This window comes from Citrobacter freundii complex sp. CFNIH9 (genome assembly GCF_002903305.1).
GTDB lineage: Bacteria > Pseudomonadota > Gammaproteobacteria > Enterobacterales > Enterobacteriaceae > Citrobacter > Citrobacter portucalensis.
On sequence record NZ_CP026238.1, the window covers coordinates 743,721 to 768,353 of the forward strand.

Annotated in this window: 24 protein-coding genes and 1 riboswitch; of the genes, 10 read left to right on the forward strand and 14 right to left on the reverse strand. The window is 52.4% G+C overall.

The window, feature by feature from the left end:
* Window positions 1-48: 48 nt before the first annotated feature.
* Window positions 49-654, reverse strand: coding sequence for a L(+)-tartrate dehydratase subunit beta (ttdB, locus tag C2U43_RS03790; protein ID WP_003828447.1), 606 nt, complete (start codon window positions 652-654; stop codon window positions 49-51).
* Window positions 651-1,559 carry a L(+)-tartrate dehydratase subunit alpha gene (gene ttdA, locus C2U43_RS03795; protein ID WP_003828445.1) on the reverse strand — a complete coding sequence of 303 codons (909 nt, stop codon included), beginning with the start codon at window positions 1,557-1,559 and terminating at the stop codon, window positions 651-653. Before ttdA ends, ttdB begins: the two co-directional genes overlap by 4 nt.
* A 213-nt stretch (window positions 1,560-1,772) precedes the next feature.
* Here ttdA and ttdR point away from each other — a divergent pair, with 213 nt between their 5' ends.
* Complete coding sequence (gene ttdR, locus C2U43_RS03800) at window positions 1,773-2,714, forward strand: L-tartrate utilization transcriptional activator TtdR (RefSeq protein ID WP_032945042.1); 942 nt, start codon at window positions 1,773-1,775, stop codon at window positions 2,712-2,714.
* A gap of 31 nt (window positions 2,715-2,745) precedes the next feature.
* Here the strand turns inward: ttdR and plsY are convergent, their stop codons facing one another.
* A complete protein-coding gene (plsY, locus tag C2U43_RS03805; RefSeq protein WP_003828443.1) occupies window positions 2,746-3,363 on the reverse strand; it encodes a glycerol-3-phosphate 1-O-acyltransferase PlsY in 618 nt (205 codons plus the stop codon).
* 106 nt (window positions 3,364-3,469) lie between these two features.
* Here plsY and folB point away from each other — a divergent pair, with 106 nt between their 5' ends.
* Together folB and bacA are read left to right on the forward strand one after the other, a co-directional pair.
* Window positions 3,470-3,838, forward strand: a complete 369-nt coding sequence (gene folB / locus C2U43_RS03810) for a bifunctional dihydroneopterin aldolase/7,8-dihydroneopterin epimerase (protein ID WP_003024659.1) — start codon at window positions 3,470-3,472, stop codon at window positions 3,836-3,838.
* Between the two features lie 86 nt (window positions 3,839-3,924).
* Window positions 3,925-4,743, forward strand: a complete 819-nt coding sequence (bacA, locus tag C2U43_RS03815) for an undecaprenyl-diphosphate phosphatase (protein ID WP_003828439.1) — start codon at window positions 3,925-3,927, stop codon at window positions 4,741-4,743.
* A 109-nt stretch (window positions 4,744-4,852) separates the two neighbouring features.
* On the opposite strand, the gene C2U43_RS03825 is transcribed toward bacA, so the two are convergent.
* Window positions 4,853-6,088: a multifunctional CCA addition/repair protein gene (locus C2U43_RS03825; protein WP_103284701.1), complete on the reverse strand. Its 1,236-nt coding sequence runs from the start codon at window positions 6,086-6,088 to the stop codon at window positions 4,853-4,855.
* Between the two features lie 62 nt (window positions 6,089-6,150).
* Entirely contained in the window at window positions 6,151-6,771 is a 621-nt protein-coding gene (locus tag C2U43_RS03830; RefSeq protein ID WP_003828434.1) for a TIGR04211 family SH3 domain-containing protein, read from the reverse strand.
* A 241-nt stretch (window positions 6,772-7,012) separates the two neighbouring features.
* On the opposite strand from C2U43_RS03830, the gene C2U43_RS03840 reads away from it, so the two are divergent.
* The 3 genes from C2U43_RS03840 to hldE all read left to right on the forward strand — a co-directional run bounded on the left by C2U43_RS03840 (window position 7,013) and on the right by hldE (window position 12,774).
* Entirely contained in the window at window positions 7,013-8,314 is a 1,302-nt protein-coding gene (locus C2U43_RS03840; protein ID WP_103284702.1) for a CYTH domain-containing protein, read from the forward strand.
* Between the two features lie 126 nt (window positions 8,315-8,440).
* Window positions 8,441-11,281 carry a bifunctional [glutamate--ammonia ligase]-adenylyl-L-tyrosine phosphorylase/[glutamate--ammonia-ligase] adenylyltransferase gene (gene glnE, locus C2U43_RS03845; RefSeq protein ID WP_103284703.1) on the forward strand — a complete coding sequence of 947 codons (2,841 nt, stop codon included), beginning with the start codon at window positions 8,441-8,443 and terminating at the stop codon, window positions 11,279-11,281.
* 59 nt (window positions 11,282-11,340) lie between these two features.
* Window positions 11,341-12,774 carry a bifunctional D-glycero-beta-D-manno-heptose-7-phosphate kinase/D-glycero-beta-D-manno-heptose 1-phosphate adenylyltransferase HldE gene (gene hldE / locus C2U43_RS03850; protein WP_103284704.1) on the forward strand — a complete coding sequence of 478 codons (1,434 nt, stop codon included), beginning with the start codon at window positions 11,341-11,343 and terminating at the stop codon, window positions 12,772-12,774.
* 103 nt (window positions 12,775-12,877) lie between these two features.
* Here the strand turns inward: hldE and C2U43_RS03855 are convergent, their stop codons facing one another.
* Both C2U43_RS03855 and C2U43_RS03860 read right to left on the reverse strand, forming a co-directional pair.
* Window positions 12,878-14,545: a flotillin family protein gene (locus C2U43_RS03855; protein WP_103284705.1), complete on the reverse strand. Its 1,668-nt coding sequence runs from the start codon at window positions 14,543-14,545 to the stop codon at window positions 12,878-12,880.
* A 23-nt stretch (window positions 14,546-14,568) separates the two neighbouring features.
* Entirely contained in the window at window positions 14,569-15,198 is a 630-nt protein-coding gene (locus C2U43_RS03860; protein ID WP_103284706.1) for an OB-fold-containig protein, read from the reverse strand.
* Between the two features lie 261 nt (window positions 15,199-15,459).
* Between C2U43_RS03860 and glgS the strand changes: the two genes are divergently transcribed.
* The gene (gene glgS, locus C2U43_RS03865) at window positions 15,460-15,666 is read left to right on the forward strand and encodes a cell surface composition regulator GlgS (protein WP_008785836.1); all 207 of its coding nucleotides are present in this window, start codon (window positions 15,460-15,462) and stop codon (window positions 15,664-15,666) included.
* Window positions 15,667-15,699: 33 nt separating this feature from the next.
* Here glgS and ubiK read toward each other — a convergent pair whose 3' ends face one another.
* Complete coding sequence (gene ubiK, locus C2U43_RS03870) at window positions 15,700-15,996, reverse strand: ubiquinone biosynthesis accessory factor UbiK (RefSeq protein ID WP_020996337.1); 297 nt, start codon at window positions 15,994-15,996, stop codon at window positions 15,700-15,702.
* A gap of 132 nt (window positions 15,997-16,128) precedes the next feature.
* A riboswitch (FMN riboswitch) is annotated at window positions 16,129-16,278 on the forward strand.
* A gap of 106 nt (window positions 16,279-16,384) precedes the next feature.
* Here ubiK and ribB point away from each other — a divergent pair.
* Window positions 16,385-17,038 carry a 3,4-dihydroxy-2-butanone-4-phosphate synthase gene (gene ribB / locus C2U43_RS03875; RefSeq protein WP_003828424.1) on the forward strand — a complete coding sequence of 218 codons (654 nt, stop codon included), beginning with the start codon at window positions 16,385-16,387 and terminating at the stop codon, window positions 17,036-17,038.
* 84 nt (window positions 17,039-17,122) lie between these two features.
* On the opposite strand, the gene dsbI is transcribed toward ribB, so the two are convergent.
* Genes dsbI through C2U43_RS03890 form a run of 3 tightly spaced genes read right to left on the reverse strand, consistent with a single transcriptional unit; the run spans window position 17,123 to window position 20,303 of the window.
* Window positions 17,123-17,800, reverse strand: coding sequence for a protein-disulfide oxidoreductase DsbI (gene dsbI / locus C2U43_RS03880; RefSeq protein ID WP_103284707.1), 678 nt, complete (start codon window positions 17,798-17,800; stop codon window positions 17,123-17,125).
* 14 nt (window positions 17,801-17,814) lie between these two features.
* Window positions 17,815-18,483 carry a thiol:disulfide interchange protein DsbA/DsbL gene (locus tag C2U43_RS03885; protein ID WP_103284708.1) on the reverse strand — a complete coding sequence of 223 codons (669 nt, stop codon included), beginning with the start codon at window positions 18,481-18,483 and terminating at the stop codon, window positions 17,815-17,817.
* A 23-nt stretch (window positions 18,484-18,506) separates the two neighbouring features.
* Complete coding sequence (locus C2U43_RS03890) at window positions 18,507-20,303, reverse strand: aryl-sulfate sulfotransferase (protein ID WP_048215529.1); 1,797 nt, start codon at window positions 20,301-20,303, stop codon at window positions 18,507-18,509.
* A 396-nt stretch (window positions 20,304-20,699) separates the two neighbouring features.
* On the opposite strand from C2U43_RS03890, the gene C2U43_RS03895 reads away from it, so the two are divergent.
* On the forward strand, window positions 20,700-20,876 hold the full coding sequence (locus tag C2U43_RS03895) for a hypothetical protein (RefSeq protein WP_071446370.1): 177 nt from the start codon (window positions 20,700-20,702) through the stop codon (window positions 20,874-20,876).
* 65 nt (window positions 20,877-20,941) lie between these two features.
* Here C2U43_RS03895 and zupT read toward each other — a convergent pair whose 3' ends face one another.
* A complete protein-coding gene (gene zupT, locus C2U43_RS03900; protein ID WP_003024600.1) occupies window positions 20,942-21,715 on the reverse strand; it encodes a zinc transporter ZupT in 774 nt (257 codons plus the stop codon).
* A 147-nt stretch (window positions 21,716-21,862) separates the two neighbouring features.
* Here zupT and ygiD point away from each other — a divergent pair, with 147 nt between their 5' ends.
* Window positions 21,863-22,651 (forward strand): 4,5-DOPA dioxygenase extradiol, encoded by a 789-nt coding sequence (ygiD, locus tag C2U43_RS03905; RefSeq protein WP_003828413.1) that lies wholly within the window; start codon window positions 21,863-21,865, stop codon window positions 22,649-22,651.
* A gap of 85 nt (window positions 22,652-22,736) precedes the next feature.
* On the opposite strand, the gene C2U43_RS03910 is transcribed toward ygiD, so the two are convergent.
* Window positions 22,737-23,897, reverse strand: a complete 1,161-nt coding sequence (locus C2U43_RS03910; protein WP_079934119.1) for a glutathionylspermidine synthase family protein — start codon at window positions 23,895-23,897, stop codon at window positions 22,737-22,739.
* Between the two features lie 5 nt (window positions 23,898-23,902).
* On the reverse strand, window positions 23,903-24,580 hold the full coding sequence (locus C2U43_RS03915) for a DUF1190 family protein (RefSeq protein ID WP_003024591.1): 678 nt from the start codon (window positions 24,578-24,580) through the stop codon (window positions 23,903-23,905).
* Window positions 24,581-24,633 lie beyond the last annotated feature (53 nt).

Genomic DNA, 24,633 nt, shown 5'->3' on the forward strand with positions numbered 1-24,633 from the left:
TGTTGTATCCCTACGAAAGGGGAGAGGCGTGGCGCCTCTCCGGGAGGGTTATTTGATGTAATGCACGTGCTCGCAGATTTCATCGACGATAGGGTCGCGACGTTCAGCGAACAGCTTTTTGTTTTCAGCGATCAGGTTATTGCCGTGGGTATCGATGGAAACGATCAGCGGGCCGAACTCTTTTACCCGACACACCCACAGGGACTCCGGCATGCCGAGTTCCGTCCAGTGCACCTCTTCGATCTCCTCAACCTGGGTTGCCGCCACGACTGCGCAGCCTGCCGGGAAGATGACGTGCAGCGCTTTAAACTGCTTGCAACCTTCTTCCGTCAGCGGTCCCATGCCGCCCTTGCCGACCACCAGTTTGACGCCAGTCTGTTCGATAAAGTCTTTCTCAAACGCTTCCATACGCATGCTGGTGGTTGGGCCGACGGAAACCATTTCCCATTTTTCACCGTTCTTACGTACGATCGGGCCCGCGTGGAAAATGGCTTTGCCGTTCAGGTCATAAGGAATCGGGCGCTTCAGTTCGATCAGGCGGCGGTGGCAAACGTCACGGCAGGTCACCAGCGTACCGGTCAGGTAAATGACATCGCCAACGCGAATGTCTGCCAGATCTTCGGCTTTGATCGGGGTTGTGAGGATCTTTTTCATAACGCGCTCCGGGTGTGAGACAGGTTTTCGAAGGAGAGGTCAGCATGAACCAACAGCGTGCCGCGACGGTGGGCCCAGCAGCCAGTAGAGACGGCAACGCCGATTGTCGACGGGTGGCGCGCGGCGGATTCGATATGCACGCCCATCACCGAGCTATTACCGGTCAATCCTTGCGGACCAATGCCCAGACGGTTAAGTCCTTCTTCCAGACGCAGTTCCAGTTCGGCCGCTTTCGGATTCGGATGACGTGAGCCGATAGGGCGCAGCACCGCTTTACGAGAAAGAACGGCGGCGGTTTCTACGGAGGTGGCAATACCTACGCCCACCAGCACTGGCGGACAGGCGTTGACTGCCAGCGTGGAGATATTTTCAAAAACAAATTTCACCACACCTTCGTAGCCCTCAGAAGGCATTAACACTTTCGAGCGTCCCGGCAGCGTACAGCCGCCACCTGCCATGTAGACTTCGATTTCCGCGTCATCGTTATCAGGGATGATGTCCCAGGTGACCCACGGCACACCGGTACCTGTATTTTTGCCGGTATTCACTTCGTCAAAAATCTCGACCGCGTTATGGCGCAGCGGCGCTTTTACCGTGGCGTCTTCAACGGCCTGCTTCAGAATGCTTTGCAGTTCGCCGAGGAGCGGAAAACGGGAACCGACCTTCACGAAAAACATAATCTCGCCGGTGTCCTGACAGGCTGGGCGGTTCAGGTCGATAGCTTTCTGCATGTTGTCAAACATGGTGTGGTAGATGATTTTACCCATCGGCGAGGTTTCGCCTTCACGCAGCTGTTTTAATTTATCCACGACGTCATCGGGCATGCGGGTAGAAATCATGGCGGTAAAATCAGCGACAATGTTCGTCAGCGTATTTATCGCATTTTGGTTATTTTGATTGCTCATCTTGTTAACTCCAGTTCTTTTATTTATCTGGAAATAAATTCTCCGCCACAAACTACCACTAAAAGTGTGGATTAATATTATTTGCCACTGTGAATATCTAATTAACAGTTCGTGAATGATGTCCGGATAAGGCAATAAAAATTGCGCAAAGGCAGGGTTTAAGACGCATGAGAGAATTACACTGCGGTGAACAACATTACGGATAGACCGATCATGCTGAACACGTATCCCCTTGCGAAAGACCTGCAGGTGTTGGTTGAAATTGTGCATAGCGGCAGCTTCAGCGCCGCCGCCGCGACGCTGGGGCAAACGCCGGCGTTTGTGACAAAACGCATTCAGATCCTAGAGTCCACGCTTGGGACGACGCTGCTAAGCCGCTCTGCGCGTGGTGTAGCGCTCACGGAGAGTGGTCAACGTTGCTATGAACATGCGCAGGCGATCCTCGCGGGCTATCAGCATCTGGTCGATGACGTCACGCAACTCAAAACGCGCCCGGCAGGGATGATTCGTATCGGCTGTAGTTTTGGCTTTGGGCGCAGTTATATTGCACCGGCAATTACCGAATTGATGCATAGCTACCCTGAATTACAGGTGCATTTTGAGCTTTACGATCGGCAAATTGATTTGGCGCAGGATAATATCGATTTGGATATTCGTATTAATGACGAGATACCGGATTATTATATTGCGCATTTGTTAACGAAAAACAAAAGAATATTGTGTGCGGCCCCACCGTATTTACAAAAATACGGTGAGCCGATGACGTTACAGGAATTAAGTCGTCATGATTGTCTGGTCACTAAAGAACGCGATATGACTCACGGGGTGTGGGAACTGGACAATGGTCAGGAGAAAAAGTCGGTCAAGGTGGCGGGACATCTTTCCTCTAACAGCGGTGAGATTGTGTTGCAGTGGGCGCTACAGGGAAAAGGGATTATGTTGCGTTCCGAATGGGATGTGCAGCCGTTTCTGGCCAGCGGTGAACTGGTGCGTGTGCTGCCGGACTATGCGCAGAGCGCTAATATCTGGGCGGTTTATCAGGAGCCGCTGTATCGCAGCGTGAAGCTGCGCGTGTGCGTGGAGTTTCTGGCGACGTGGTGTCAGAACCGATTAGGCAAACCGGTGGAGGGGTATCACATCCCCCACGCCGGATAAGACGCCGTTGCGTCGCTATCCGACAATAAAATCACTCGGGGTCTCGTTCGCGTTTTTTCTTCAACTTGGTCCAGATCTTCGGCTCCTGACGACGCCACAGACGCTGAATGTTGTCATGGTGACGAAGCAGAATTAAGCACGACAGCATGGACACGGGAAAAGTGAACTGGGGATTGAACCACCAGACGTAAAAAGGGGCGATCAACGCGCTGACGATAGCGCCTAACGACGAGTAGCCGCTTAATAAGACGGTCAGCAGCCAGGTCCCGGCCATCACGCCGGTTAAGTCCCAACCAATCGGCGCAATCGCACCAAAAGCGGTGGCAACGCCTTTCCCACCTTTAAAGCCGAAGAACACCGGCCAAATGTGGCCCAGACAGGCGGCGATTGCGATCAATCCCAGCCAGAAAGGGCTGACGCCTAGCGCATAGGCACCCCAGACGGGTAACATACCTTTCAGGACGTCGAAAATCAGTACCGCGACGGCGGCTCCCTTGCCACCGATGCGCAGCACGTTTGTCGCGCCCGGATTCCCAGAGCCGCTGTCGCGCGGGTCCGGCAATCCAGCAAGGCGGCATACCAGAATAGCACTGGAAATTGAGCCACAGAGGTACGCGAAGATAATCATTCCAGGCGCGATTGCACTCATAAGCTGTTCCGTTTTGAAAATGTCGTGTAAAACGCTACTTCTGTGGATAATACGCATATTTCGCCGGAAGTGGTATCCGGGTTAGCCAAAAAGCAGGCAGGTCGTGATGGATATTGTATTTATAGAGCAACTTTCTGTAATCACCACTATTGGTGTTTACGACTGGGAACAAACGATCGAACAACGGTTGGTGTTCGATATCGAAATGGCATGGGATAACCGCAAATCGGCTAAAAGCGATGATGTGGCTGATTGCCTGAGCTATGCTGATATTGCTCAAACGGTTGTTAATCATGTGGAAGGTGGGCGCTTTGCGCTGGTAGAACGGGTTGCGGAAGAGGTGGCAGATCTCCTGCTTAGCCGCTTTAATTCTCCCTGGGTACGGATCAAACTCAGTAAACCCGGCGCGGTAGCCCGTGCGGCGAACGTCGGGGTTATCATTGAGCGTGGCAATAATCTGAAAGAAAATAATTAATTTAATAATTTCTAAAACAAACGGGTATAAAAGGGTCCTTTCGTCGGCTCTTTTTTGCCGTGGTTTCTCTATCTAGGGGTTTATTAATGAGTGATATGCACTCGCTGCTGGTGGCGGCAATTTTGGGTGTGGTCGAAGGATTGACGGAATTTTTACCCGTTTCCAGTACTGGCCATATGATTATTGTTGGCCACTTATTGGGTTTTGAGGGTGACACTGCAAAAACATTTGAAGTGGTGATTCAGCTGGGCTCTATTCTGGCGGTGGTGGTGATGTTCTGGCGACGTCTGTTTGGCTTGATCGGCATTCACTTCGGCAAGGCCCCGCATGAAGGTACTGGCAAAGGTCGGTTGACGCTGGGACATATCCTGTTGGGGATGATTCCAGCCGTAGTACTGGGGCTAATCTTCCACGACACCATCAAATCGCTGTTTAACCCAATCAACGTGATGTATGCGCTGGTGGTGGGTGGTGTACTGCTGATTGCCGCAGAATGCCTGAAGCCGAAAGAACCGCGTGCGCCGGGTCTGGATGATATGACCTATCGCCAGGCGTTTATGATTGGCTGTTTCCAGTGTCTGGCGCTGTGGCCGGGTTTTTCTCGTTCCGGGGCGACGATTTCTGGCGGCATGCTGATGGGCGTGAGTCGTTACGCGGCCTCTGAATTCTCCTTCCTGTTGGCTGTGCCGATGATGATGGGCGCGACGGCGCTGGATCTCTACAAGAGCTGGTCTTTCCTCAGCGCGTCAGATATTCCGATGTTTGCAGTTGGTTTCGTGACGGCGTTTATCGTGGCGCTGGTGGCGATCAAAACCTTCCTGCAACTGATTAAACGCATCTCGTTCATTCCGTTTGCGATTTACCGCTTTATTGTGGCGGCTGCCGTTTACGTCGTGTTCTTCTGATGTCTTACCGTGGTGCCGGATGGCGGCGTTCTGCCTTATCCGGCCTACGGGTTATATCCGTTTCGAACCTGTAGGCCGGATAAGCACAGCGCATTCGGCAACGCAGTGTCTACGCTTTCGGGCAACGCTGCTCCTTCCAACTGGCTACCGCCGAGATGCGACGCCGGGTCAGTTCTTCACGAATTGCCTGACCTTTGAATCCAGCTTCAACCACGTCTTTCGTTGGCACCGCCTGCGCAACCTGCCAGGCTTCACGTAACAGCCTGCCTTGCGGATAATCTGATGCTTCAAAACCGGTTCGCCCACGCACATCGGCCTCGCTGGTGAGGGCGATTTGCTCCACGCGCTGCGGTTTGCGCCAGGCATCGATGGAATCAAACAGCTTAACGATGGTTTTCGGCTGCAGGATCGGGAAGGTATGAATGAGGTCGTGGAACTCGGAAACCAGTTTGGCTAAATCACGGATGTCATTCGGCACGCGCAGGCGCTGGCACAGTTGTTCGACAAGCTTAACACCTGCCGGACCGTGGCCATGATGGCGCGGCCACAGCGCTTTAGGCGTCAATGCCTTGCCAAGATCGTGGCACAGCGTAGCAAAACGCACGTCGACTTCCGGACTTAACATGGCTGCCATCGACAGCGTCATCAGCGTGTGAATGCCGGTGTCGATTTCCGGATGCCACTGTGCGGGGGCTGGAACGCCAAACAAAGCATCCACTTCCGGAAACAGGACGCGCAGTGCGTCGCAGTCGCGCAGGACCTGGAAAAATACCTGTGGGTTACGGGTGGTTAATGCGCCTTCGGTTTCTTTCCACACCCGCTCTGGTGTCAGATGCTCCAGTTCACCAGCGGCGGTCATGTCACGCATTAGCGTCATGGTTTCGTCAGCAATACGAAAACCGAGGTGCGCATAGCGGGCAGCAAAGCGCGCCACGCGCAGCACGCGCAGCGGATCTTCGCTAAAGGCAGATGAAACATGGCGCAGCAGACGGTTTTCCAGATCGTCGCGTCCGTTATACGGGTCGATAATCTCCCCGTCGTCATCGCGGGCGATTGCGTTGATGGTCAGGTCACGACGCTGAAGATCGGCCTCCAGCGTCACATCTGCGGCGGCATAGCAGGTGAATCCGGTATACCCCGAGCCTGACTTACGTTCGGTACGCGCCAGCGCATACTCTTCGCGGGTTTGCGGATGCAGAAACACGGGAAAATCGCGGCCTACCTGCTGGTAGCCCGCGTCGAGCATCTCTTGCGGCGTGGCGCCAACAACAACCCAATCTTTATCTTTAATCGGTAGCCCTAATAACGCATCCCGAACAGCACCACCGACCAGATAAATCTTCACGCCACTTTCCTTTTGAAAACTATGATCCCTTAATCATATGTCAGTGTGGCGGAGAAGGCGATTCAGTTCATCCAGCGATCTTTGCGTTTACGGCTTGGGATCATGTGTGGCAGAACCAGGCCGAGCAGCAGACCAAGACCCAACACGCCGCCACCGTACATAAACCACTGCATGATGATGGTGCGCTGTTTGTCATCAAGCTGAAGGTTGGCTGCGCTGACCTTCTTTTGCGCCACGATAAGCTCGTTTTTCAGCTTCTGGTTTTCTTGTTTCAGCCCGTCGATCACGCTGTCGCTTTGCGCTACCTTTTGCTGCATATCAGCGGTGCGCTGATTCCACGTGGTATCGATATTATTGAGCTTATCGGTCAAGGTCTTAACCTGGTTTTCCAGGTCGGGAACGCGGGTACGCAGGCTCGGCGTACTGTTCAGCTCTTTCAGTGGGATCCAGGCGGTACGTCCGGTGCTGTCTTTCACCTGGCCGTAGTTAGTGTTGGCATCGGTCTGTAATAGCGTGACTTCCTCGCCGGCATTAACCGTACCCACGAGGCGATAATTATCTCCCGGACCGCTGCGGACCCAAGTGTTCAGTTCGTCAGAGACATAGCGCTTTTCTTCGGCATGAGAGACTGCAGTGGCGCTAAGTGCGAGTAAAGTTAATCCAATCAGGCGTAATTTTGGCATCAGGCTGTCGTTATTGTCATAGAAAGTGGAACGATAGTAGTGGCATCAGTGTCTCTACGCAAAGCATTCGACATCAATCGGAATCATCTGTGTCCTTTTTGCCACCACTCGAAACTTTTACGCCCGTCAAATTGCTCGTTGCATGGCAATTTGGCGCAAAATACTATCTACTGACCATAAAGAACGAACTTAGTTCGCAGTCAGTTTTCTCAACTGTGACATAACCCATAAGTACAAGACCATGGCCCAGGAAATCGAATTAAAATTTATCGTCAATAATGACGCTGTAGATGCGCTACGTGAACGTCTGAATACGCTGGGGGGAGAGCATCATGCGCCCAGCCAGTTGCTGAATATCTACTACGAAACACCGGATGCGTGGTTGCGTGGTCACGATATGGGGCTGCGTATTCGCGGTGAAAATGGTCATTACGAAATGACCATGAAAATTGCCGGACGCGTGACGGGCGGACTGCACCAGCGGCCAGAATATAACGTTGCGCTAAACGCGCCTGAGCTGGACCTCACCTTGCTCCCAACGGAAGTCTGGCCTGATGGCGAGCTGCCTGCTGAACTTGCTTCTCAAGTGCAGCCGTTGTTCAGCACCGATTTTTACCGTGAGAAATGGTTGGTTGATGTTGATGGCAGCCGGATTGAAATGGCCCTCGATCTGGGGGAGGTGAAAGCGGGCGAGTTTGCAGAACCTATCTGTGAGCTTGAACTTGAACTGCTAAGCGGCGATACCCGTGCGGTACTGAAGCTGGCAAACCAGCTGGTTTCGCAAACCGGTTTACGCCAGGGTAGCTTGAGCAAAGCAGCGCGCGGTTATCACCTGGCTCAGGGGAATGCGCCGCGCGAACTCAAACCGACACGCATTTTGAAAGTTCCGGCGAAAGCGAGTATTGAGCAGGGGCTGGAAGCGGCGCTGGAGCTGGCATTATCACAGTGGCAGTATCATGAAGAGCTGTGGGTGCGCGGCGTTAAAGGGGCGAAAGCCGAGGTGCTGGCGGCTATGGGCCTGGTGCGTCACATTCTGATGCTGTTTGGCGGTAATGTGCCGCGAAAAGCGAGCGCTCACTTACGTGATTTGTTGACCCAGTCGGAAGCGATCATTTCGTCGGACGTTTCTGCTGTATCGGCGGTTTACAGCACGCAAACGGCAATGGCCAAGCTGGCGCTGACCGAATGGCTGGTGACCAAAGGATGGCAGCCGTTCCTTGATGCGAAGGCGCAGGGAAAAATTGCCGACTCCTTTAAGCGTTTCTCTGATACCCATCTTTCACGCCATGCCGCTGAGCTGAAAACCGCTTTTGCGCAGCCGCTGGGCGATCAGTACACCGATCAGCTTCCTCGTTTGACGCGCAACATTGATAGCATGCTGATGCTGGCGGGATACTACGACGAAAATGTCGCATCAGAATGGATCGCCAACTGGCAGGGTTTGCGCCACGCCATTGCGGCCAATCAATATATTGAAATTGAACACTTCCGTAACGAGGCAATTGCACTGGAACCGTTCTGGCTGCACAGCGGAAAACGATAATCAGGACCGAGGCCGGGATGCCTGATGGCGCTGCGCTTATCAGGCCTACGCGATGTGTGTAACTGTCATGTAGGCCGGATAAGGCTAAACGCCGCCATCCGGCACCATTCAAAGGATAACCCGTAAATGAAGCAGCTCTCTTCACCGTTACAGCAGTACTGGCCGACCGTTGTTGAGCGGCTGCCAGCAGCAATATCTGAGTCCTCGCTTAGCGTTCAGGCGAAGTCAGTACTTACATTCAGCGATTTTGTCCGTGACAGCATTATTGCCCATCCCGAATGGCTGGCTGAGCTGGAAAGCGCTCCCCCCCTGGCGGATGAATGGCAACACTATGCCGACTGGTTACAGCAAACATTGGCTGACGTTAGTGATGAAAACACGCTGATGCGTGAGTTACGCCTGTTTCGCCGTCGCATTATGGTGCGTATCGCCTGGGCACAGACGCTGTCGCTGGTGACTGAAGAGAGTATTTTGCAGCAGCTAAGCCATCTGGCTGAAACGTTGATCGTCGCCGCGCGCGACTGGTTATACGCCGCCTGCTGTCGCGAATGGGGTACGCCTTGTAATCCTGAAGGTGTGGCGCAGCCGCTGCTGATTTTAGGCATGGGGAAACTGGGCGGCGGCGAGCTGAATTTTTCCTCCGATATCGACCTGATTTTTGCCTGGCCAGAACATGGCAGCACACAGGGCGGGCGACGCGAGCTGGATAACGCCCAGTTCTTTACCCGTATGGGCCAGCGGCTCATCAAGGTATTAGATCAGCCCACAATGGATGGGTTTGTCTATCGGGTGGATATGCGTTTACGCCCGTTTGGCGACAGCGGTCCGTTGGTACTGAGCTTCTCTGCGCTGGAGGATTATTACCAGGAGCAAGGGCGCGACTGGGAACGCTATGCGATGGTCAAAGCCCGCATTATGGGCGATGCCGACGGCACTTATGTCAGAGAGCTTCGTGCCATGCTGCGGCCTTTTGTTTTCCGTCGCTATATTGATTTCAGCGTGATCCAGTCGCTGCGTAACATGAAAGGGATGATTGCCCGAGAAGTGCGCCGCCGCGGCCTGAAAGACAACATCAAGCTGGGGGCGGGCGGTATTCGCGAAATCGAATTTATCGTGCAGGTATTCCAGCTGATTCGCGGCGGACGTGAACCGTCGCTGCAATCCCGCTCGCTGTTACCGACGCTTAGCGCCATCAATGCGCTGCACCTGCTGTCTGATACCGATACGGAACAACTGCGAGCAGCCTATCTCTATTTACGCCGCCTGGAAAACCTGCTGCAAAGCATCAATGATGAACAGACCCAAACGTTGCCAGGCGATGAACTGAATCGCGCGCGGCTGGCGTGGGGGATGAACGTTGATGACTGGCAGCAATTAACTGATGTGCTGGCCAATCATATGGACAACGTACGCCGGGTATTTAACGAGCTGATTGGCGATGACGAAGCTGAAAGCCAGGAAGAGTCGCTCTCAGAACAGTGGCGCGAACTGTGGCAGGACGCCTTACAGGAAGATGACACCACGCCGGTGCTGACGCATCTGGCGGATGACGATCGCCGGCGCGTGCTGTCTCTGATTGCTGATTTCCGCAAAGAGCTGGATAAACGCACCATTGGTCCACGCGGACGCCAGGTGCTGGATCATTTAATGCCGCATCTGCTGAGCGATGTCTGTACGCGTGACGATGCCTCAGTCCCGCTATCGCGCATTACCCCTCTGCTGGTAGGGATTGTTACCCGTACGACCTATCTGGAACTGCTGAGCGAATTCCCCGGGGCGCTGAAGCATCTGATTTCGCTCTGTGCGGCCTCGCCGATGGTCGCCAGCCAGCTGGCGCGGTATCCGCTGTTGCTCGATGAACTGCTGGATCCGAACACCCTGTATCAACCTACCGCGACGGATGCTTACCGTGATGAGCTGCGCCAGTATTTGCTGCGCGTGCCGGAAGATGACGAAGAACAGCAACTTGAGGCTCTGCGCCAGTTTAAGCAAACGCAGCTACTGCGTATTGCCGCGGCCGATATCGCCGGTACACTGCCGGTGATGAAGGTGAGCGATCATTTAACCTGGCTGGCGGAAGCTATTATTGATGCGGTAGTCCAGCAGGCGTGGACGCAGATGGTCGCGCGCTACGGTCAACCTACTCATCTTAGCGAACGCGAGGGGCGTGGCTTTGCCGTCGTCGGTTATGGCAAGCTGGGCGGCTGGGAACTGGGTTACAGCTCGGATCTCGATTTGATCTTCCTGCATGACTGTCCGATGGACGTGATGACGGACGGTGAGCGTGAGATTGACGGGCGACAGTTCTATCTGCGTCTGGCGCAGCGCATTATGCACCTCTTCAGTACCCGTACTTCGTCCGGTATTTTGTACGAAGTGGATGCGCGTTTGCGTCCGTCAGGGGCGGCGGGAATGCTGGTGACATCAGCTGACGCTTTTGCCGATTATCAGCGTAACGAAGCCTGGACATGGGAGCATCAGGCGCTGGTGCGTGCTCGTGTAGTGTACGGCGACCCGCAGTTGACCTCTCAGTTTGATGCGATTCGTCGCGATATCATGACCCTCGTCCGCGATGGGAAAACCTTGCAGACCGAGGTGCGCGAAATGCGTGAGAAAATGCGTGCCCATTTGGGCAATAAGCATCGCGATCGTTTTGATATCAAAGCGGATGAAGGCGGCATCACAGACATTGAGTTTATTACGCAGTATCTGGTGCTGCGCTATGCGCATGAAAAACCGAAGCTGACGCGCTGGTCGGATAACGTGCGCATTCTGGAATTACTGGCGCAAAACGACATTATGGACGAGCAGGAAGCGCTGGCGCTTACCCGTGCTTATACGACGTTGCGTGATGAACTTCATCATCTTGCGTTGCAGGAACTTCCGGGCCATGTGGCGCTGGAGCACTTTGACGCTGAACGTACGCTGGTGCGTGACAGCTGGCAGAAGTGGCTGGTTGCCGAGTGAAGTGTGCTATTATCGCGCGCAAATTTTAAGACCCTCAGAGAATCTCTCAGGAGACAGGAATGAAAGTAACGCTGCCAGAGTTTGAACGTGCAGGAGTCATGGTTGTCGGTGATGTGATGCTGGATCGCTACTGGTACGGTCCTACCAGCCGTATTTCACCTGAAGCGCCGGTTCCGGTGGTGAAGGTCGATACCATCGAAGAACGTCCCGGTGGCGCAGCAAACGTGGCGATGAACATTGCCTCTCTGGGAGCGAATTCGCGTCTGGTGGGCCTGACCGGTATTGACGACGCGGCGCGTGCGCTGAGCAAAACGCTGGCGGATGTGAACGTAAAATGCGATTTCGTTTCCGTGCCGACCCATCCGACGATAACCAAACTGCGCGTGCTTTCCCGCAACCAGCAGCTGATTCGCCTGGATTTCGAAGAAGGTTTTGAAGGTGTGGATCCGCAGCCGCTGCACGAGCGTATTAACCAGGCGCTGGGTTCTATCGGTGCTCTGGTGCTCTCCGACTACGCCAAAGGCGCGTTGGCAAGCGTGCAGCAGATGATTGCTCTGGCGCGTAAGGCTGGGGTGCCGGTGCTTATCGATCCGAAAGGAACCGACTTTGAACGCTACCGTGGCGCAACGCTGCTGACGCCGAACCTGTCTGAGTTTGAAGCGGTGGCCGGTAAGTGCAAAAGCGAAGACGAGTTGGTTGAGCGCGGCATGAAAGTGATTGCTGATTTCGACCTTTCCGCACTGCTGATCACGCGCTCCGAACAGGGGATGACGTTGCTGCAACCGGGCAAATCGCCGCTGCATATGCCGACGCAGGCGCAGGAAGTGTATGATGTGACCGGTGCAGGCGATACGGTTATCGGCGTGCTGGCGGCGACGCTGGCGGCGGGTAACTCACTGGAAGAGGCGTGCTATTTTGCTAACGCCGCAGCCGGTGTTGTCGTCGGTAAGCTGGGGACCTCTACCGTTTCTCCGATTGAACTGGAAAACGCCGTGCGCGGTCGGGCTGATACTGGCTTTGGCGTGATGAGCGAATCTGAGCTGAAACAGGCCGTTGCCAGCGCCCGCAAGCGCGGCGAGAAAGTGGTAATGACCAACGGTGTGTTCGACATCCTGCATGCGGGCCATGTTTCCTATCTGGCGAATGCGCGCAAGCTGGGCGATCGCCTGATCGTGGCGGTCAACAGCGATGCTTCGACCAAACGTCTGAAAGGTGAAACGCGTCCGGTCAACCCGCTGGAACAGCGTATGATCGTACTGGGCGCGCTGGAATCCGTCGACTGGGTGGTCTCTTTTGAAGAAGATACGCCGCAGCGTCTGATTGCGGGCATTCTGCCGGATCTGCTGGTAAAAGGCGGTGATTATAAGCCGGAAGAAATTGCGGGTAGCAAAGAGGTGTGGGCGAACGGCGGTGAAGTGCTGGTGCTGAACTTCGAAGATGGCTGCTCCACGACAAATATCATCAAGAAGATCCAGAAAGACAGCGATAAGTAACACCTGGAAAGTTTGCCGGATGGCGGTGTAAACACCTTATCCGGCCTACGAGATTGTAGGCCGGATAAAACGCGTAAGCGTTGCCATCCGGCATTTCTGTTTCTTATTGTTCAGTCGTTTTCTCAACAGGCTGTGGACTGTTTTTCAGCGGCTCGGCCAGTGCCGACAGCGAACCGCCGGACAAGCCAATTTCATTTAACAGCGAGTCGATCAGCGGCGCTTGTGTACGATAGGAAAGGGCTGCGGATAATGCCTGCTCTGCGAGATTCCCACCGTTTACGTTACCTGCGGTTACTTCACCGACTGCGCCGCCGCGATTGAGACCATCAACCTGAATAATCTTGATCCCATCGATAGACTTCATTGGCTCGACGGATTTCTCAATAACCGCTGGCAGGGACTGCAGCAGCGCCAGCTTAAATTTCAGGCTGGTCTGTTCATCGGAAAGCACGTTGATGGCATCGTTAAGTGCGCGTTGTGCTTCTGCTTCTGCCAGACCTTTTTTCCGCGTTGCCTCGGCTAGTTCAACAATCGCTGCCGCCTGCAATTCTGCCGCTTCTTTCTCCGCTTTCGCGCGCACGGTCAGCTCAACGGCCTGGGTTTCCGCATCCTGAGCTGCGGCAATCAACGCCACCTGTTTGGCACGATCCGCTTCTGCGGTCTGGCGGGTGGTTTCTACGTTCTGCTGGGCACGAACCGCATCGGCCAGCGCATCGTTAGCGCGTGCTTCAGCCTGAGACTGCTGTTCGGACTTGGCGGCAATGGCGATGGACTTGGTCTGGTTGGCGATCTCTGTTGCCTGCTGCTGTTCGATCTCTTTGATGCGAACTTCACGCTCGGCCTCGACTTTTCTTGAACGAACCGCCTGCTCGCGATCGATTTCTGTTTCCTGAATTTGGCGTTCGGCAAGGATACGCGTCTGTTCAGCTTCACGATGGCGCTCGGCTTCAAAGGCGGCAATTTTGGCGTTTTGCTCGGCCGTGCGGGTTTTCACCTGCTGCTCCTGCTCGAGCGTCATGAAGGCTTCCTGCTGCTCGATCTCCAGCTTACGCGACAGCGCATCACGATTTTTCTCACGGACGGCAACTTCTACGTCCTGCTCGACTTCGTTACGTTCGCGACGACGACGTTCCGTTTCCTGGGTCAGCTTGGTCAGACCCTCGGCATCAAAGGCGTTGTTAGGGTTGAAATGGACTTTTTCGGTCTGGTTGAAGTTGGTGAGTGAAACGCTCTCCAGCTCCAGACCGTTTTTGGACAGGTCTTCCGCGACGGTGTTTTGTACGCCCTGAACGAAGTTTTCACGCGTATCCTGCAGTTCGTGCATGGTCATCTGCGACGCCGTGGCACGCAGGGCATCGACAAACTTATCTTCTATTAGCACACGCAAATCCTCTGGTGACAGCGTCCGCTGTCCCAGCGTCTGTGCGGCGGTAGCAATCCCTTCAACAGACGGTTTTACACGCACAAAAAAGGCGACGACGACATCTACGCGCATACGGTCTTTGGTGATAAGACTGTCGACAGTAGAACGGCTCACCTCAAGTTTGAGGGTGTTCATGTTGATAGGAATGATTTCGTGGAAGATAGGCATGACAATTGCGCCGCCGCTCATCACCACTTTTTGCCCACCAAGGCCGGTACGCACAAATGCCTGTTCAGCAGATGCACGACGATACAGGCGGGCAAAAATAATCCCGATAATGACTAAGACGACCACCGCTACAATGGCGGTAAACATCCATGAAGGTAACATGCCAAAAACATCATCCATCTATAAGGTCCCTCTGTGTAAAATTATAAAACAGTCGGCCAGGGGTTTAGCTCGGCCAGGTAACGCGTTGCAGAGAGTCGGCAAATAATCAGCACCTTGTCTCCTTTTTTGAATTCTTTGCCCGCTTCAGGCTCCAGCAGCACATAGTGGGTCTGCCCAAACTTGTCGGTAAATTTGCCTTCGCATGGGGTTCCGGCACTCGCAGAATGGCCGGTAATAATTGCCATGCTGCCGATAAACTCATCCTCGGCGAGGGCGGTGGTTTCATCTCGTGGTAGCCATGGAGCAATAATTTTCCCGCTGTAATGCACGGCGAAGACCGCAAAAATAAAGCTCGCCGGCGCGAGCAGCAGATTGCTGAGCGGTGCTTGCCACAGCGTGACCCAGCCATGCTGAAGGAGGATACCGAAGAGTCCAAAGAAGCCAGCGAGTAAGCACAGCACGATCAGCGCTGGAATCCGTCCGATATTGAGATAGTGCAATGCCTGTCCGATATTGCCGGAGGTCAGGGCATCGTAATGTTCGAGATGCGCATCAAGCGCGCCAGAAAGGTAATGACCGAAAATAAGAGAGATGATTTCTAATAGGCCAATCAGTAGTACAAATGAAATAGCAAACAGGTAGGGGCTGTTGTAATCCGTGAATAATACCAAGTTGTTTCCTCCTGTTACTGCGTTCCCTGTCAGTATCAAAAGTAATGGTTTTACCCCTTACTTTTACATGTCGTTACAATAACATGTGTCACCGTGACCTTAAATCCGAAAAGGGGGGTCATCCCCCTCTTAGATTTCGTAGGAAACTGTGAAGCAGGCGGTTTTGTTGCGCACAATATGTACAGAATAACTTCGTATCCAGGGAAATACTGAAATTAGAAAAAGCATATGGCCTTAGCAGATATTCAATAACTGGAGGGTATGCTCATGAACAGCAATATGTATTCACTGAACAATTTCGATTTCCTGGCCCGTAGTTTTGCCAGGATGCAGGCTGAGGGCCATCCCATTGATATCCAGGCGATAACCGGGAATATGGATGAAGAACATCGTAGCTGGTTTTGCAAACGCTATGCGCTGTACTGCCAGCAAGCGACGGAAGCCAGGAAGCTAGAACTGGAACACTAACAGAAAAACGGGCCTTGCGGCCCGTTGTCGTTTTTACTCTTGCGGATCAACTGACGGGATCGCGGGGGCAGGCTTAACGTCTGCCGTTTTATCACGTGATTCAAGCTCAGTCAGACGTTGCTCAAGCAGCGCCAGCTTTTCACGCGTGCGCAATAAAACCTGAGTCTGTACATCGAATTCTTCGCGGCTTACCAGATCCAGACGGGTCAGCTGTGACTGCAGCGTTTGACGAATTTTCTTCTCGACGTCTTCGCCAAACTCGCGGATCCCTTTCGGCATCGACTCGTGAACCTGACGAGCAATCTGCTCAATTTTTTTCGGGTCAATCATTGTGGTTTCCCTGAACTGGTACGTGTTGCTGCCTATTGTAGTGCGAACTGGCACAGGCATAAACCAGAATTGTGTGAAGCTAAGACGAGTAAAGGCGTTGATGAAGGTAATCAATAGCGTTATAGTTAACCCGCTTATTCTCAGGGCGGGGCGAAATTCCCCACCGGCGGTAAATCAACTGATGTTGAAAGCCCGCGAGCGCTTTTTGTTACGGCAAAAAGGTCAGCAGATCCGGTGTAATTCCGGGGCCGACGGTTAGAGTCCGGATGGGAGAGAGTAACGATCCAGTCGGGCATGGACCCGCTCACGTTATTTTTTTGCCGCTTAGACGGTACTCCTAAGACTGCCCTGATTCTGGTAACCATAATTTTAGTGAGGTTTTTTTACCATGAATCAGACGCTACTTTCCTCTTTTGGTACGCCTTTCGAACGTGTTGAACATGCGCTGTCTGCGCTGCGTGAAGGACGCGGTGTAATGGTGCTTGACGACGAAGACCGTGAAAACGAAGGCGATATGATTTTCCCGGCAGAAACCATGACCGTAGAACAGATGGCGCTGACCATCCGTCACGGTAGCGGTATTGTTTGCCTGTGCATCACTGAAGACCGACGCAAACAGCTCGATCTGCCAATGATGGTGGAAAATAACACCAGCGCTTACGGTACCGGTTTTACCGTGACCATTGAAGCCGCAGAAGGCGTAACCACCGGCGTTTCCGCAGCAGACCGTGTTACTACGGTGCGTGCGGCAATTAAGGATGGCGCAAAACCTTCCGATCTTAACCGTCCGGGGCACGTTTTCCCGCTGCGTGCTCAGGCAGGCGGCGTGTTGACCCGCGGTGGTCATACTGAAGCAACCATCGACCTGATGACGCTGGCAGGGTTTAAACCAGCCGGTGTGCTGTGCGAACTGACCAATGATGACGGCACCATGGCCCGTGCGCCAGAGTGCATCGAATTTGCCGGTAAGCATAATATGGCTGTAGTGACTATCGAAGACCTGGTGGCTTACCGTCAGGCGCATGAGCGCAAAGCCAGCTAATTGCTGACTACCGCGACAACCGTGGTAGGGATAAAAAAACCGAAGTCAGTTTCCTGGCTTCGGTTTTTTGTTATTACAACCTGGCTATTTTTTTCTGGCCAGTTTAAGTGCCCAGGCTCCGCTCATTATCAGCAACAGCACTAAACACAAACCAAAAGCGAGCAGGCAGGCCTGCGCCATATTCATAAAATGCCATGGCGGGAGCAGATACCAGCCTTCGGACTGCTGGTACAGATCGACAAACCACTTTTGCATACTGCTAAGCGCCACGCCATCAGGAACGACAGGTGCGTCATAGCCGCAATCTCCAGTGGGCTTAAACCATTCTGGAGCCCAGTTTGCCAGCGGCAAATTGAAAGGGAATGTCGGATCGGTGGAACATCCCTGTACGCCAAAGAGCGAATCCGGGTCCGGGTTATGTACCGCATAATGAATGCCATTAAGTTTGATAGAGAACTTAATGCCCATAATGCTGCCATAAAATGCCGCAATGCAGCCGACCAGTTTTAGAATGAGGTTTTTAGGGTTTATTGCCGCGATCAGCCCACCGAAAACCATCACAAACATGGCAAAGCGGATATATACACATTGCTCGCAAGGGGCCATGTAGAGATAGATTTGGAAGAACGAGTGCGCCAGAATAATTAACCCACCCATGGCACAAGCCATTAGCAACCACAAAAAGCGTCGCTCCTGCCATCTCACCAGGGTATTAACCGGTGCGGTACATAAGTCTCGCCACAATCCTTTGATAAAATCCATAGCCGGTTCCCTGTTTATTTTGTCGCCAGCTCTCTGACAAGCTCAGCCATGGAATCAATCGATTTGATGCTTTTGGTGTAGATCAGGTACTTACCATTGACGACGTAAGCCGGAACCCCCTGGATTTTGGCAACATCATAAGCCGCTTTCCATTTTTCCAGTGTCTCCTGGACTACGGGTTCTTTTAAGGCGCTCTCGAAGTCTGCTTGACTCATACCTGCAGCGTCCAGTCCTGTTTTGATGAATGAAGCGGGATCTTTACCGTCAGACCAGCGTTCTTTCTTATCGTGGTAGGCAGTGTAGTAAGCAAACTTAGCTTTTTTGAACTGTGATTTGGCATCAAACAATGAAATTCCTGCGGCCTGATCCTTAGCAATCATTACTGCAAATACTTCACTGGCCTGTTTGCCGTATTCTCCTTTGGTCTCGAGATGAAACGGTGTGAAGGCGACGAGATCGGCAACTTTATCTGACACCGGGCCGGTCACGGCTTTATCATATTTGTAGCAGAATGGGCAGGCGTAGCTGAATACTTTGATCAACGTTTTATCAGCATTGGGAATCGGTTTCTCCAGCACCATATAGTCAGTACCTTCAGTAAAAGCCGATGCTGCAAATGGTGAAACCAGCGCTGCCGTTAATATCACGCTTTTAAATAATGAAGTAATCCATTTAGACGACATAATTAATCCTTAATCTAACGAAATTATTTAAACATTTGTTGTGGGCGAACCAGTAATGCGCGGTAGTGCGTTTGGTTTGGTTTATCGGAAAGGACATCAATTTCGACTTTGACTTCTTTTGTTTTGTAGTCAATTTCGTTGATTTTGCCGATGGTTGGCTGTCCAACGTCAAATAAATTAATAGAACCACCAAATCCAAACATCGTGTCGCGGTCTTTTTGATATTCAATTACCGACGTGATAGGACTGTAGAAATCATAACCGCGCTCTTTCCCGTATTCCCAAACTTGCTGAACGGTTCCTTTTTTCTCGTCAATTTTATATTCGACGAACCGGGAGTATTTCATTGTTGGTAGAGCCGGTTGTTCGAGTCCACGGCCATCGCCATTGTCAAAGATGGTTAGCGTTCCTTTGCTGGAGAGCCAGGCGGTGTGTTGGGTGTAGGTAAAATCGAAATCAGTATTCTCGCACTTACCGTTTTCATCACACTTCAGCGCGTTGCCCTTATCATCAACCGGTTTTAACAGTTTGCTTGCCAGCGCCTTATTCCAGCCTTTAGACGGTGCCAGGATCCATTTCACCTGTTTATCGCGACCGATTTTGACGACACCCTGATGGCGGGAAGAAAGAATGATGGAGTCATCTTTAGCGTCATAGGCAATGGAGTTGACGTGAGCCCAGTTACGGCCCGCACCAACGCCGAGGGCGTCACCATAGGGGGTATCTGGCTCCAGTTTCGCCTGTTGGCCTGCGTGAGCGAGATCCACGTTGACGCATACCGCGCCTGCGTCCAGCGCACCCAGTAGCGCGTCACGCATCGGGTCGAGAATTTGTGTCAGATCCCATACGTCAACAACACGTCCAGATTTATCGACTTCAATAATCTGGTCGCGGATGGTATGTACGTGAAGGCCATCTTCTTTGCGATAATCGCGTTTACCCACGCGAAGCAGTACGGTGCCGTTCACTGTTTCGACCGACTCATGCGACGCGTCGAGGAATCCGCGAGGCAGCTTATGGTCGGCCAGAACTTGCCCCAGCATATCGAATTCATACCAGTGCTGGCCCTGGACGGCGGTGAAGGTGCCTCGCGGTGTTTCACGAATACCCATCAGGTAGCCGCGCTTGTTGATATCCATGTCATGGCCGTCATAGAAGGTGTCCTGATCCAGCCACCACCGATATTCACCTTCCGTATCGACGACAAAGGTAAAGGGTGCGATATCAAAGGGGAGTGCGCCGCCAGCTGGACCCGCATCCAGGATGCCGGCATTTTTATCTTTTTCGCCATGCCAGTGGAATTCTGCACCCTGCGGGGTAAAGGTGTGGGTATTCACCAGATAAAGACGATCTTCAAAACCCGGTGCTACTTTAATCACTTTTGTTTGCTGCAAATCAGATATTGAGCGGTTATCCATGTAGTGATTTACGATGGCGGAAGTTTGCACCACATAATCATCTTTCATGGCCTTACCGTTTTCTTTATATTCAACGGTTACCTTATTTGCGAACTTTTGATAAAGGCCAAAAATAGGAATGCCATCGTACGTGGCGAGTGACTCTTTGCCGACGGTATAAGTCACCGGAACGCCTTTTTCACCTTTACCATGGACGGTAACTTTAACATCTGAAATAACGTGGCTATCTAATTCAACCAGCGCAGTAAGCGGGGCATTTCCATAAGGGTCAACTACTATTGCGCCCAATTTTCCTGCAGGTTGGGCCGGTTGAAAACCAGCGGCAAGAGAGTTTCCTGCTGCTAATCCAAATGTCAGTGCCAGAGTCCCTGCCAGAAGTGTTTTTCGGTATTGTGTAAACATGGATATATCTCCTTATATTACCTATAAATATAATCTTGCTGAATATATTATGTTTTTACGGTTTTGATAAAATAAAATGGTATTGCTAATGCTACTTTTGTAATGCATTAATTAATATTGATGAAATGTATTATTCTTCAGGAGCTAATTTTTATTATTTTTTTGATAGTATGAGTGAGATATTTTAAGAACAATATTTATTATTGCGTAGTGTGATCTTGTCGACATTGTTTTAATTGTTTATAACGAGTTTGGCTAATAGCTTAGCCGCTGATTTATATGATCGAAATCATATATTTGTTTCTGAAATATGCCACTATATGAGTATGTCAGAATAAGGTTGTGTAAAATTTTAACGTTAAATGTTTAATGATGTTAAATTTTAAGGGTAGAAGAATGTTTATTGCCTGGTATTGGATTGTATTAATTGCACTCGTTGCGGTGGGTTATTATTGCCATATGAAACGTTATTGTCGGGCATTCCGCCAGGACAGAGATGCCTTACTTGAAGCGCGAAACAAACTCTTTCGTCGCTCTGGTGAAGATAACAGCGCGGTTAAGGAACAGGATTAGTCCTTCATATTCTGCTATGGATGAGCGGATGCTGTAAATTTGCAGGGTGGCATCCGCCCTCTGGATTATCCGATTCCCATTGACTGGAGGATGACGAGGCTTAATCCCATCACCGACATTCCACATAACACCCCATAGCTGGGATTATTATTGGGATCGATCTCTTTTGCCAACGGCATCAATTCATCGACGGACAGCGCCACCATAATACCTGCGACTGCCGCCATTATTGCCGCCATCACCACCGGTGATATCAGGCTACCGAGAATTAACCACGCCAGTACGCCGCCCAGTATTTCTGCCATACCTGAAATCCCTGCCCAGAATATCGCCGTACGTTTGGAGCCTGTGGCGGCATAGACGGGACCCGCCACCGCTAATCCTTCAGGAATATTGTGCAATGCAACGGCGAGGGCAATACCAAAGCCCAGCTCAAGGTTGCTACTGGCGGTAACAAACGTCGCAATCCCTTCAGGAAAGTTGTGCAGGCTGATGCCGAGCGTTAATAAAATCGCGGTGCGTTTAATAGAGCCGGGTAGAGGCTGCGTTGTTTTTTGTACCAGATCCTGAGGGTGCGCGTGCGGCAATAGACGATCCAGGCCAAAGTAGCCCAGTAAGCCAACGATGAACATTCCGTAGCCTAATACCGGCGACATACCTTCAGCGGCCAGCGCAGCAGGTAGCATCTCCATAAGGGAGATCAGTAACATAATCCCGGCGGCGAAGCCTAAAGAAAAGGCGAGAACGCGGTTAGACGGTTTTTGCCCTAACACGCCGAGAAATGCGCCGATAAACGTGGCGGCACCTGCCAGTAAAGTCAGAAGTAAAGGTACTGACATCGACAAATAAAACTCCTTATCAATCTGCTATCCGGGTTGGATCGTCAAAATAACTGATGATCTTCATCATGGTTATCTGAGTTCTTCATCAACCGAATAAGCGTATTGTGGTGGTATCAAAATGACTCCCTCAGTAAGGATATCATCATGTCTTCAACTCGTATGCCAGCATTGTTTTTGGGTCACGGTAGCCCGATGAATGTTCTGGAAGATAACGTTTATACCCGTGCCTGGCAGCAACTGGGGGAAACGTTGCCGCGTCCGAAAGCCATTGTGGTGGTCTCGGCGCACTGGTTCACCCGTGGAACGGGTGTGACTGCGATGGAAGCTCCCAAAACGATCCACGATTTTGGCGGTTTTCCGCAAGCATTATATGACACCCATTACCCGGCTCCCGGCTCGCCTGAACTGGCGCAGCATCTGGTTGACTTGCTTGCTCCAGTGCCTGTGACCCTGGACAAAGAAGCCTGGGGTTTTGACCACGGTTCCTGGGGCGTTCTGATCAAGATGTATCCGAATGCGGACATTCCGATGGTGCAGTTGAGTATCGACAGCACCAAACCTGCGGCATGGCATTTTGAGATGGGCCGTAAGCTGGCGGCGCTGCGTGATGAGGGCATTATGCTGGTGGCCAGTGGTAACGTGGTGCATAACCTGCGCACTGCGCGTTGGCACGGTGAGAACACGCCTTATCCGTGGGCGACTTCATTCAATGACTATGTTAAGGCAAACCTGACATGGCAGGGACCGGTTGAGCAGCACCCACTGGTGAACTATCTCGATCATGAAGGTGGATCGTTGTCGAACCCGACGCCGGATCACTATCTGCCGCTGCTGTATGTACTCGGGGCTTGGGATGGTAAAGAGTCTGTCACGATCCCGGTAGATGGTATTGAGATGGGAAGTTTAAGTATGTTGTCGGTGCAGGTTGGATGATGAATGCCCGATGGCACTGCGCTTATCGGGCATTAAGTTCGCGCCGTAGGCCGGGTAAGGCGAAGCCGCCACCCGGCACTTTCAATCATTCGACAAAAATATGCGGATAGAAACGTGACAGATCCTGCGTGATCAACGCGCGGTCTTCACGAATGCCGATCCCGGCTGGTTGATCGTTGATCAGCCAGCTGCCAATCAGCATATAGCTGTCGCCAAACTTCGGTAGCTGATGGAATTGCTGCACGATCATGCCTTCTTCACCGTACGGTCCTTCCACGGATTCGATCGTTTTACCGTTCTCAATGATGGAGACATTAGCCCCCTCGCGCGAGAAGATCGGTTTGACGACGAATTTATCCATCTGCGGATGGTCGTCTTCGGCGAAGTACGCTGGCAGCAGGTTCGGATGGTCCGGGAACATTTCCCATAACAGCGGCAACAGTGCTTTGTTGGAGATAATGCTCTTCCAGGCCGGTTCCAGCCAGCGAACGCCAGCGTCTTCCAGCTTGGTGGAGAACATTTCACGCAGCATGAATTCCCACGGATAGAGCTTGAACAGGTTAGCGATTACCTGATCCTGCATGTCGGTGAACTGACCTTTTTCACCAAGACCAATATCTTCTACATAGAGGAATTCTGTAGCGATCTCAGCTTCGGCAGCGCAATCCTGCAGATACTGGATCGTACCGCGATCTTCTACCGTATCACGACAGCAGGTCAGATGAAGCAGTTGAAAACCATACTGCTCACGCAGCTCGGTGAAACGCTCGATCAGTTTTTCCTGCAGACTGTTGAACTGATCGCTGCCTTCCGGCAGGTTGCCCGCATTGAGCTGATCTTCCAGCCAGATCCACTGGAAAAACGCGGCTTCGTACAGCGAGGTTGGCGTATCGGCGTTGTTTTCTAGAAGCTTGGGTTCACCCGTGCCGTCCCATGCCAGATCGAGACGTGAATAGAGCGACGGTTGCTGTGTCTGCCAGGACTGGCGGACAAAGCCCCAGGTATGCTTCGGAATGCGAAACTTGGTCATCAGCTCATCGCTGGCGATGACCTTTTCCACCACCTTGAGGCACATTTGATGCAGCTCTGCGGTGACCTCTTCCAGCTTTTCAACCTGAGCAAGGGTGAGCTTATAGTACGCGTCTTCACACCAGTACGGCTCGCCGTACATAGTGTGAAAATTGAAACCGTATTCGGTGGCTTTGTCGCGCCAGTCCGGGCGCTCAACAATACTGACTCTTTCCATGACGATCAGCCACCCATTGAACGTGTGGTGGTGCCGCTTGCGCTACGCTGCATGGTGCTCTGTTTGGCCACAGACTCACCAAATCCGCCGCGGGTTACGGTAGAGGTGGTGGCAGGTTTCGGTGCCATAGCGGTTTTCGGTACGGTCATGGTGCGACCCGGCGTTGCTGCGCCGTAGTTTTTACCGCTGGCATCCGTGTATTTGCCGTAAGCCGGGCTGGCTGGGTTTTTCGAGCTGAACAGCGGTTGCTGAGCGCCCATTCCGCCGCCCATCAGTCGGCCCATCATGTAGCCCGCCATCAGCGGCATCCAGAAGCTGCCGCTGCTTTGATTCTGTGCCTGAGCCTGGCCTTCACCGGTCGGTGCCATACCCGCTTGCGCAGGAGCCTGCTGGCACTGGCCTTCGCCGAATTCAGCGATACAGTCTTCACGAGTGGCGTATTTTGGTGCGGTACGTTCAGCTTCTTTCAGCGCATTGTTAAACGCAGTAGTACATTCGGCGCTTTTACCCGGATTCGCCGCAGAGCAGTCGTCAGCGTTCTGATAAAGCGAAACCGTTTCGTCGCTCTTTTCACAGCCCGCGAGCATAAACACAGCGGTAACTGCCAGGGCGACAGGAGTCAGATGGCGCGCGCTCCAGCTTTTGCGGAACGAGGCGTGATGTATAGATTTTGTCCGTTTCATTTATGTCTTCCAGTACCCAGTGGTAACTCTGCTCAGAATAGAGGATGACTGGT

Coding starts and splice junctions, on each gene's coding strand:
- ttdB (WP_003828447.1), bottom strand. CDS start 654: ATGAAAAAGATCCTCACAACCCCGATCAAAGCCGAAGATCTGGCAGAC.
- glgS (WP_008785836.1), top strand. CDS start 15,460: ATGCTCATGAACAGCAATATGTATTCACTGAACAATTTCGATTTCCTG.
- bacA (WP_003828439.1), top strand. CDS start 3,925: ATGAGTGATATGCACTCGCTGCTGGTGGCGGCAATTTTGGGTGTGGTC.
- ttdR (WP_032945042.1), top strand. CDS start 1,773: ATGCTGAACACGTATCCCCTTGCGAAAGACCTGCAGGTGTTGGTTGAA.
- C2U43_RS03910 (WP_079934119.1), bottom strand. CDS start 23,897: ATGGAAAGAGTCAGTATTGTTGAGCGCCCGGACTGGCGCGACAAAGCC.
- C2U43_RS03895 (WP_071446370.1), top strand. CDS start 20,700: ATGTTTATTGCCTGGTATTGGATTGTATTAATTGCACTCGTTGCGGTG.
- C2U43_RS03830 (WP_003828434.1), bottom strand. CDS start 6,771: ATGCCAAAATTACGCCTGATTGGATTAACTTTACTCGCACTTAGCGCC.
- C2U43_RS03855 (WP_103284705.1), bottom strand. CDS start 14,545: ATGGATGATGTTTTTGGCATGTTACCTTCATGGATGTTTACCGCCATT.
- folB (WP_003024659.1), top strand. CDS start 3,470: ATGGATATTGTATTTATAGAGCAACTTTCTGTAATCACCACTATTGGT.
- C2U43_RS03885 (WP_103284708.1), bottom strand. CDS start 18,483: ATGTCGTCTAAATGGATTACTTCATTATTTAAAAGCGTGATATTAACG.
- C2U43_RS03890 (WP_048215529.1), bottom strand. CDS start 20,303: ATGTTTACACAATACCGAAAAACACTTCTGGCAGGGACTCTGGCACTG.
- ribB (WP_003828424.1), top strand. CDS start 16,385: ATGAATCAGACGCTACTTTCCTCTTTTGGTACGCCTTTCGAACGTGTT.
- ttdA (WP_003828445.1), bottom strand. CDS start 1,559: ATGAGCAATCAAAATAACCAAAATGCGATAAATACGCTGACGAACATT.
- glnE (WP_103284703.1), top strand. CDS start 8,441: ATGAAGCAGCTCTCTTCACCGTTACAGCAGTACTGGCCGACCGTTGTT.
- ubiK (WP_020996337.1), bottom strand. CDS start 15,996: ATGATTGACCCGAAAAAAATTGAGCAGATTGCTCGTCAGGTTCACGAG.
- C2U43_RS03840 (WP_103284702.1), top strand. CDS start 7,013: ATGGCCCAGGAAATCGAATTAAAATTTATCGTCAATAATGACGCTGTA.
- zupT (WP_003024600.1), bottom strand. CDS start 21,715: ATGTCAGTACCTTTACTTCTGACTTTACTGGCAGGTGCCGCCACGTTT.
- hldE (WP_103284704.1), top strand. CDS start 11,341: ATGAAAGTAACGCTGCCAGAGTTTGAACGTGCAGGAGTCATGGTTGTC.
- plsY (WP_003828443.1), bottom strand. CDS start 3,363: ATGAGTGCAATCGCGCCTGGAATGATTATCTTCGCGTACCTCTGTGGC.
- dsbI (WP_103284707.1), bottom strand. CDS start 17,800: ATGGATTTTATCAAAGGATTGTGGCGAGACTTATGTACCGCACCGGTT.
- C2U43_RS03915 (WP_003024591.1), bottom strand. CDS start 24,580: ATGAAACGGACAAAATCTATACATCACGCCTCGTTCCGCAAAAGCTGG.
- ygiD (WP_003828413.1), top strand. CDS start 21,863: ATGTCTTCAACTCGTATGCCAGCATTGTTTTTGGGTCACGGTAGCCCG.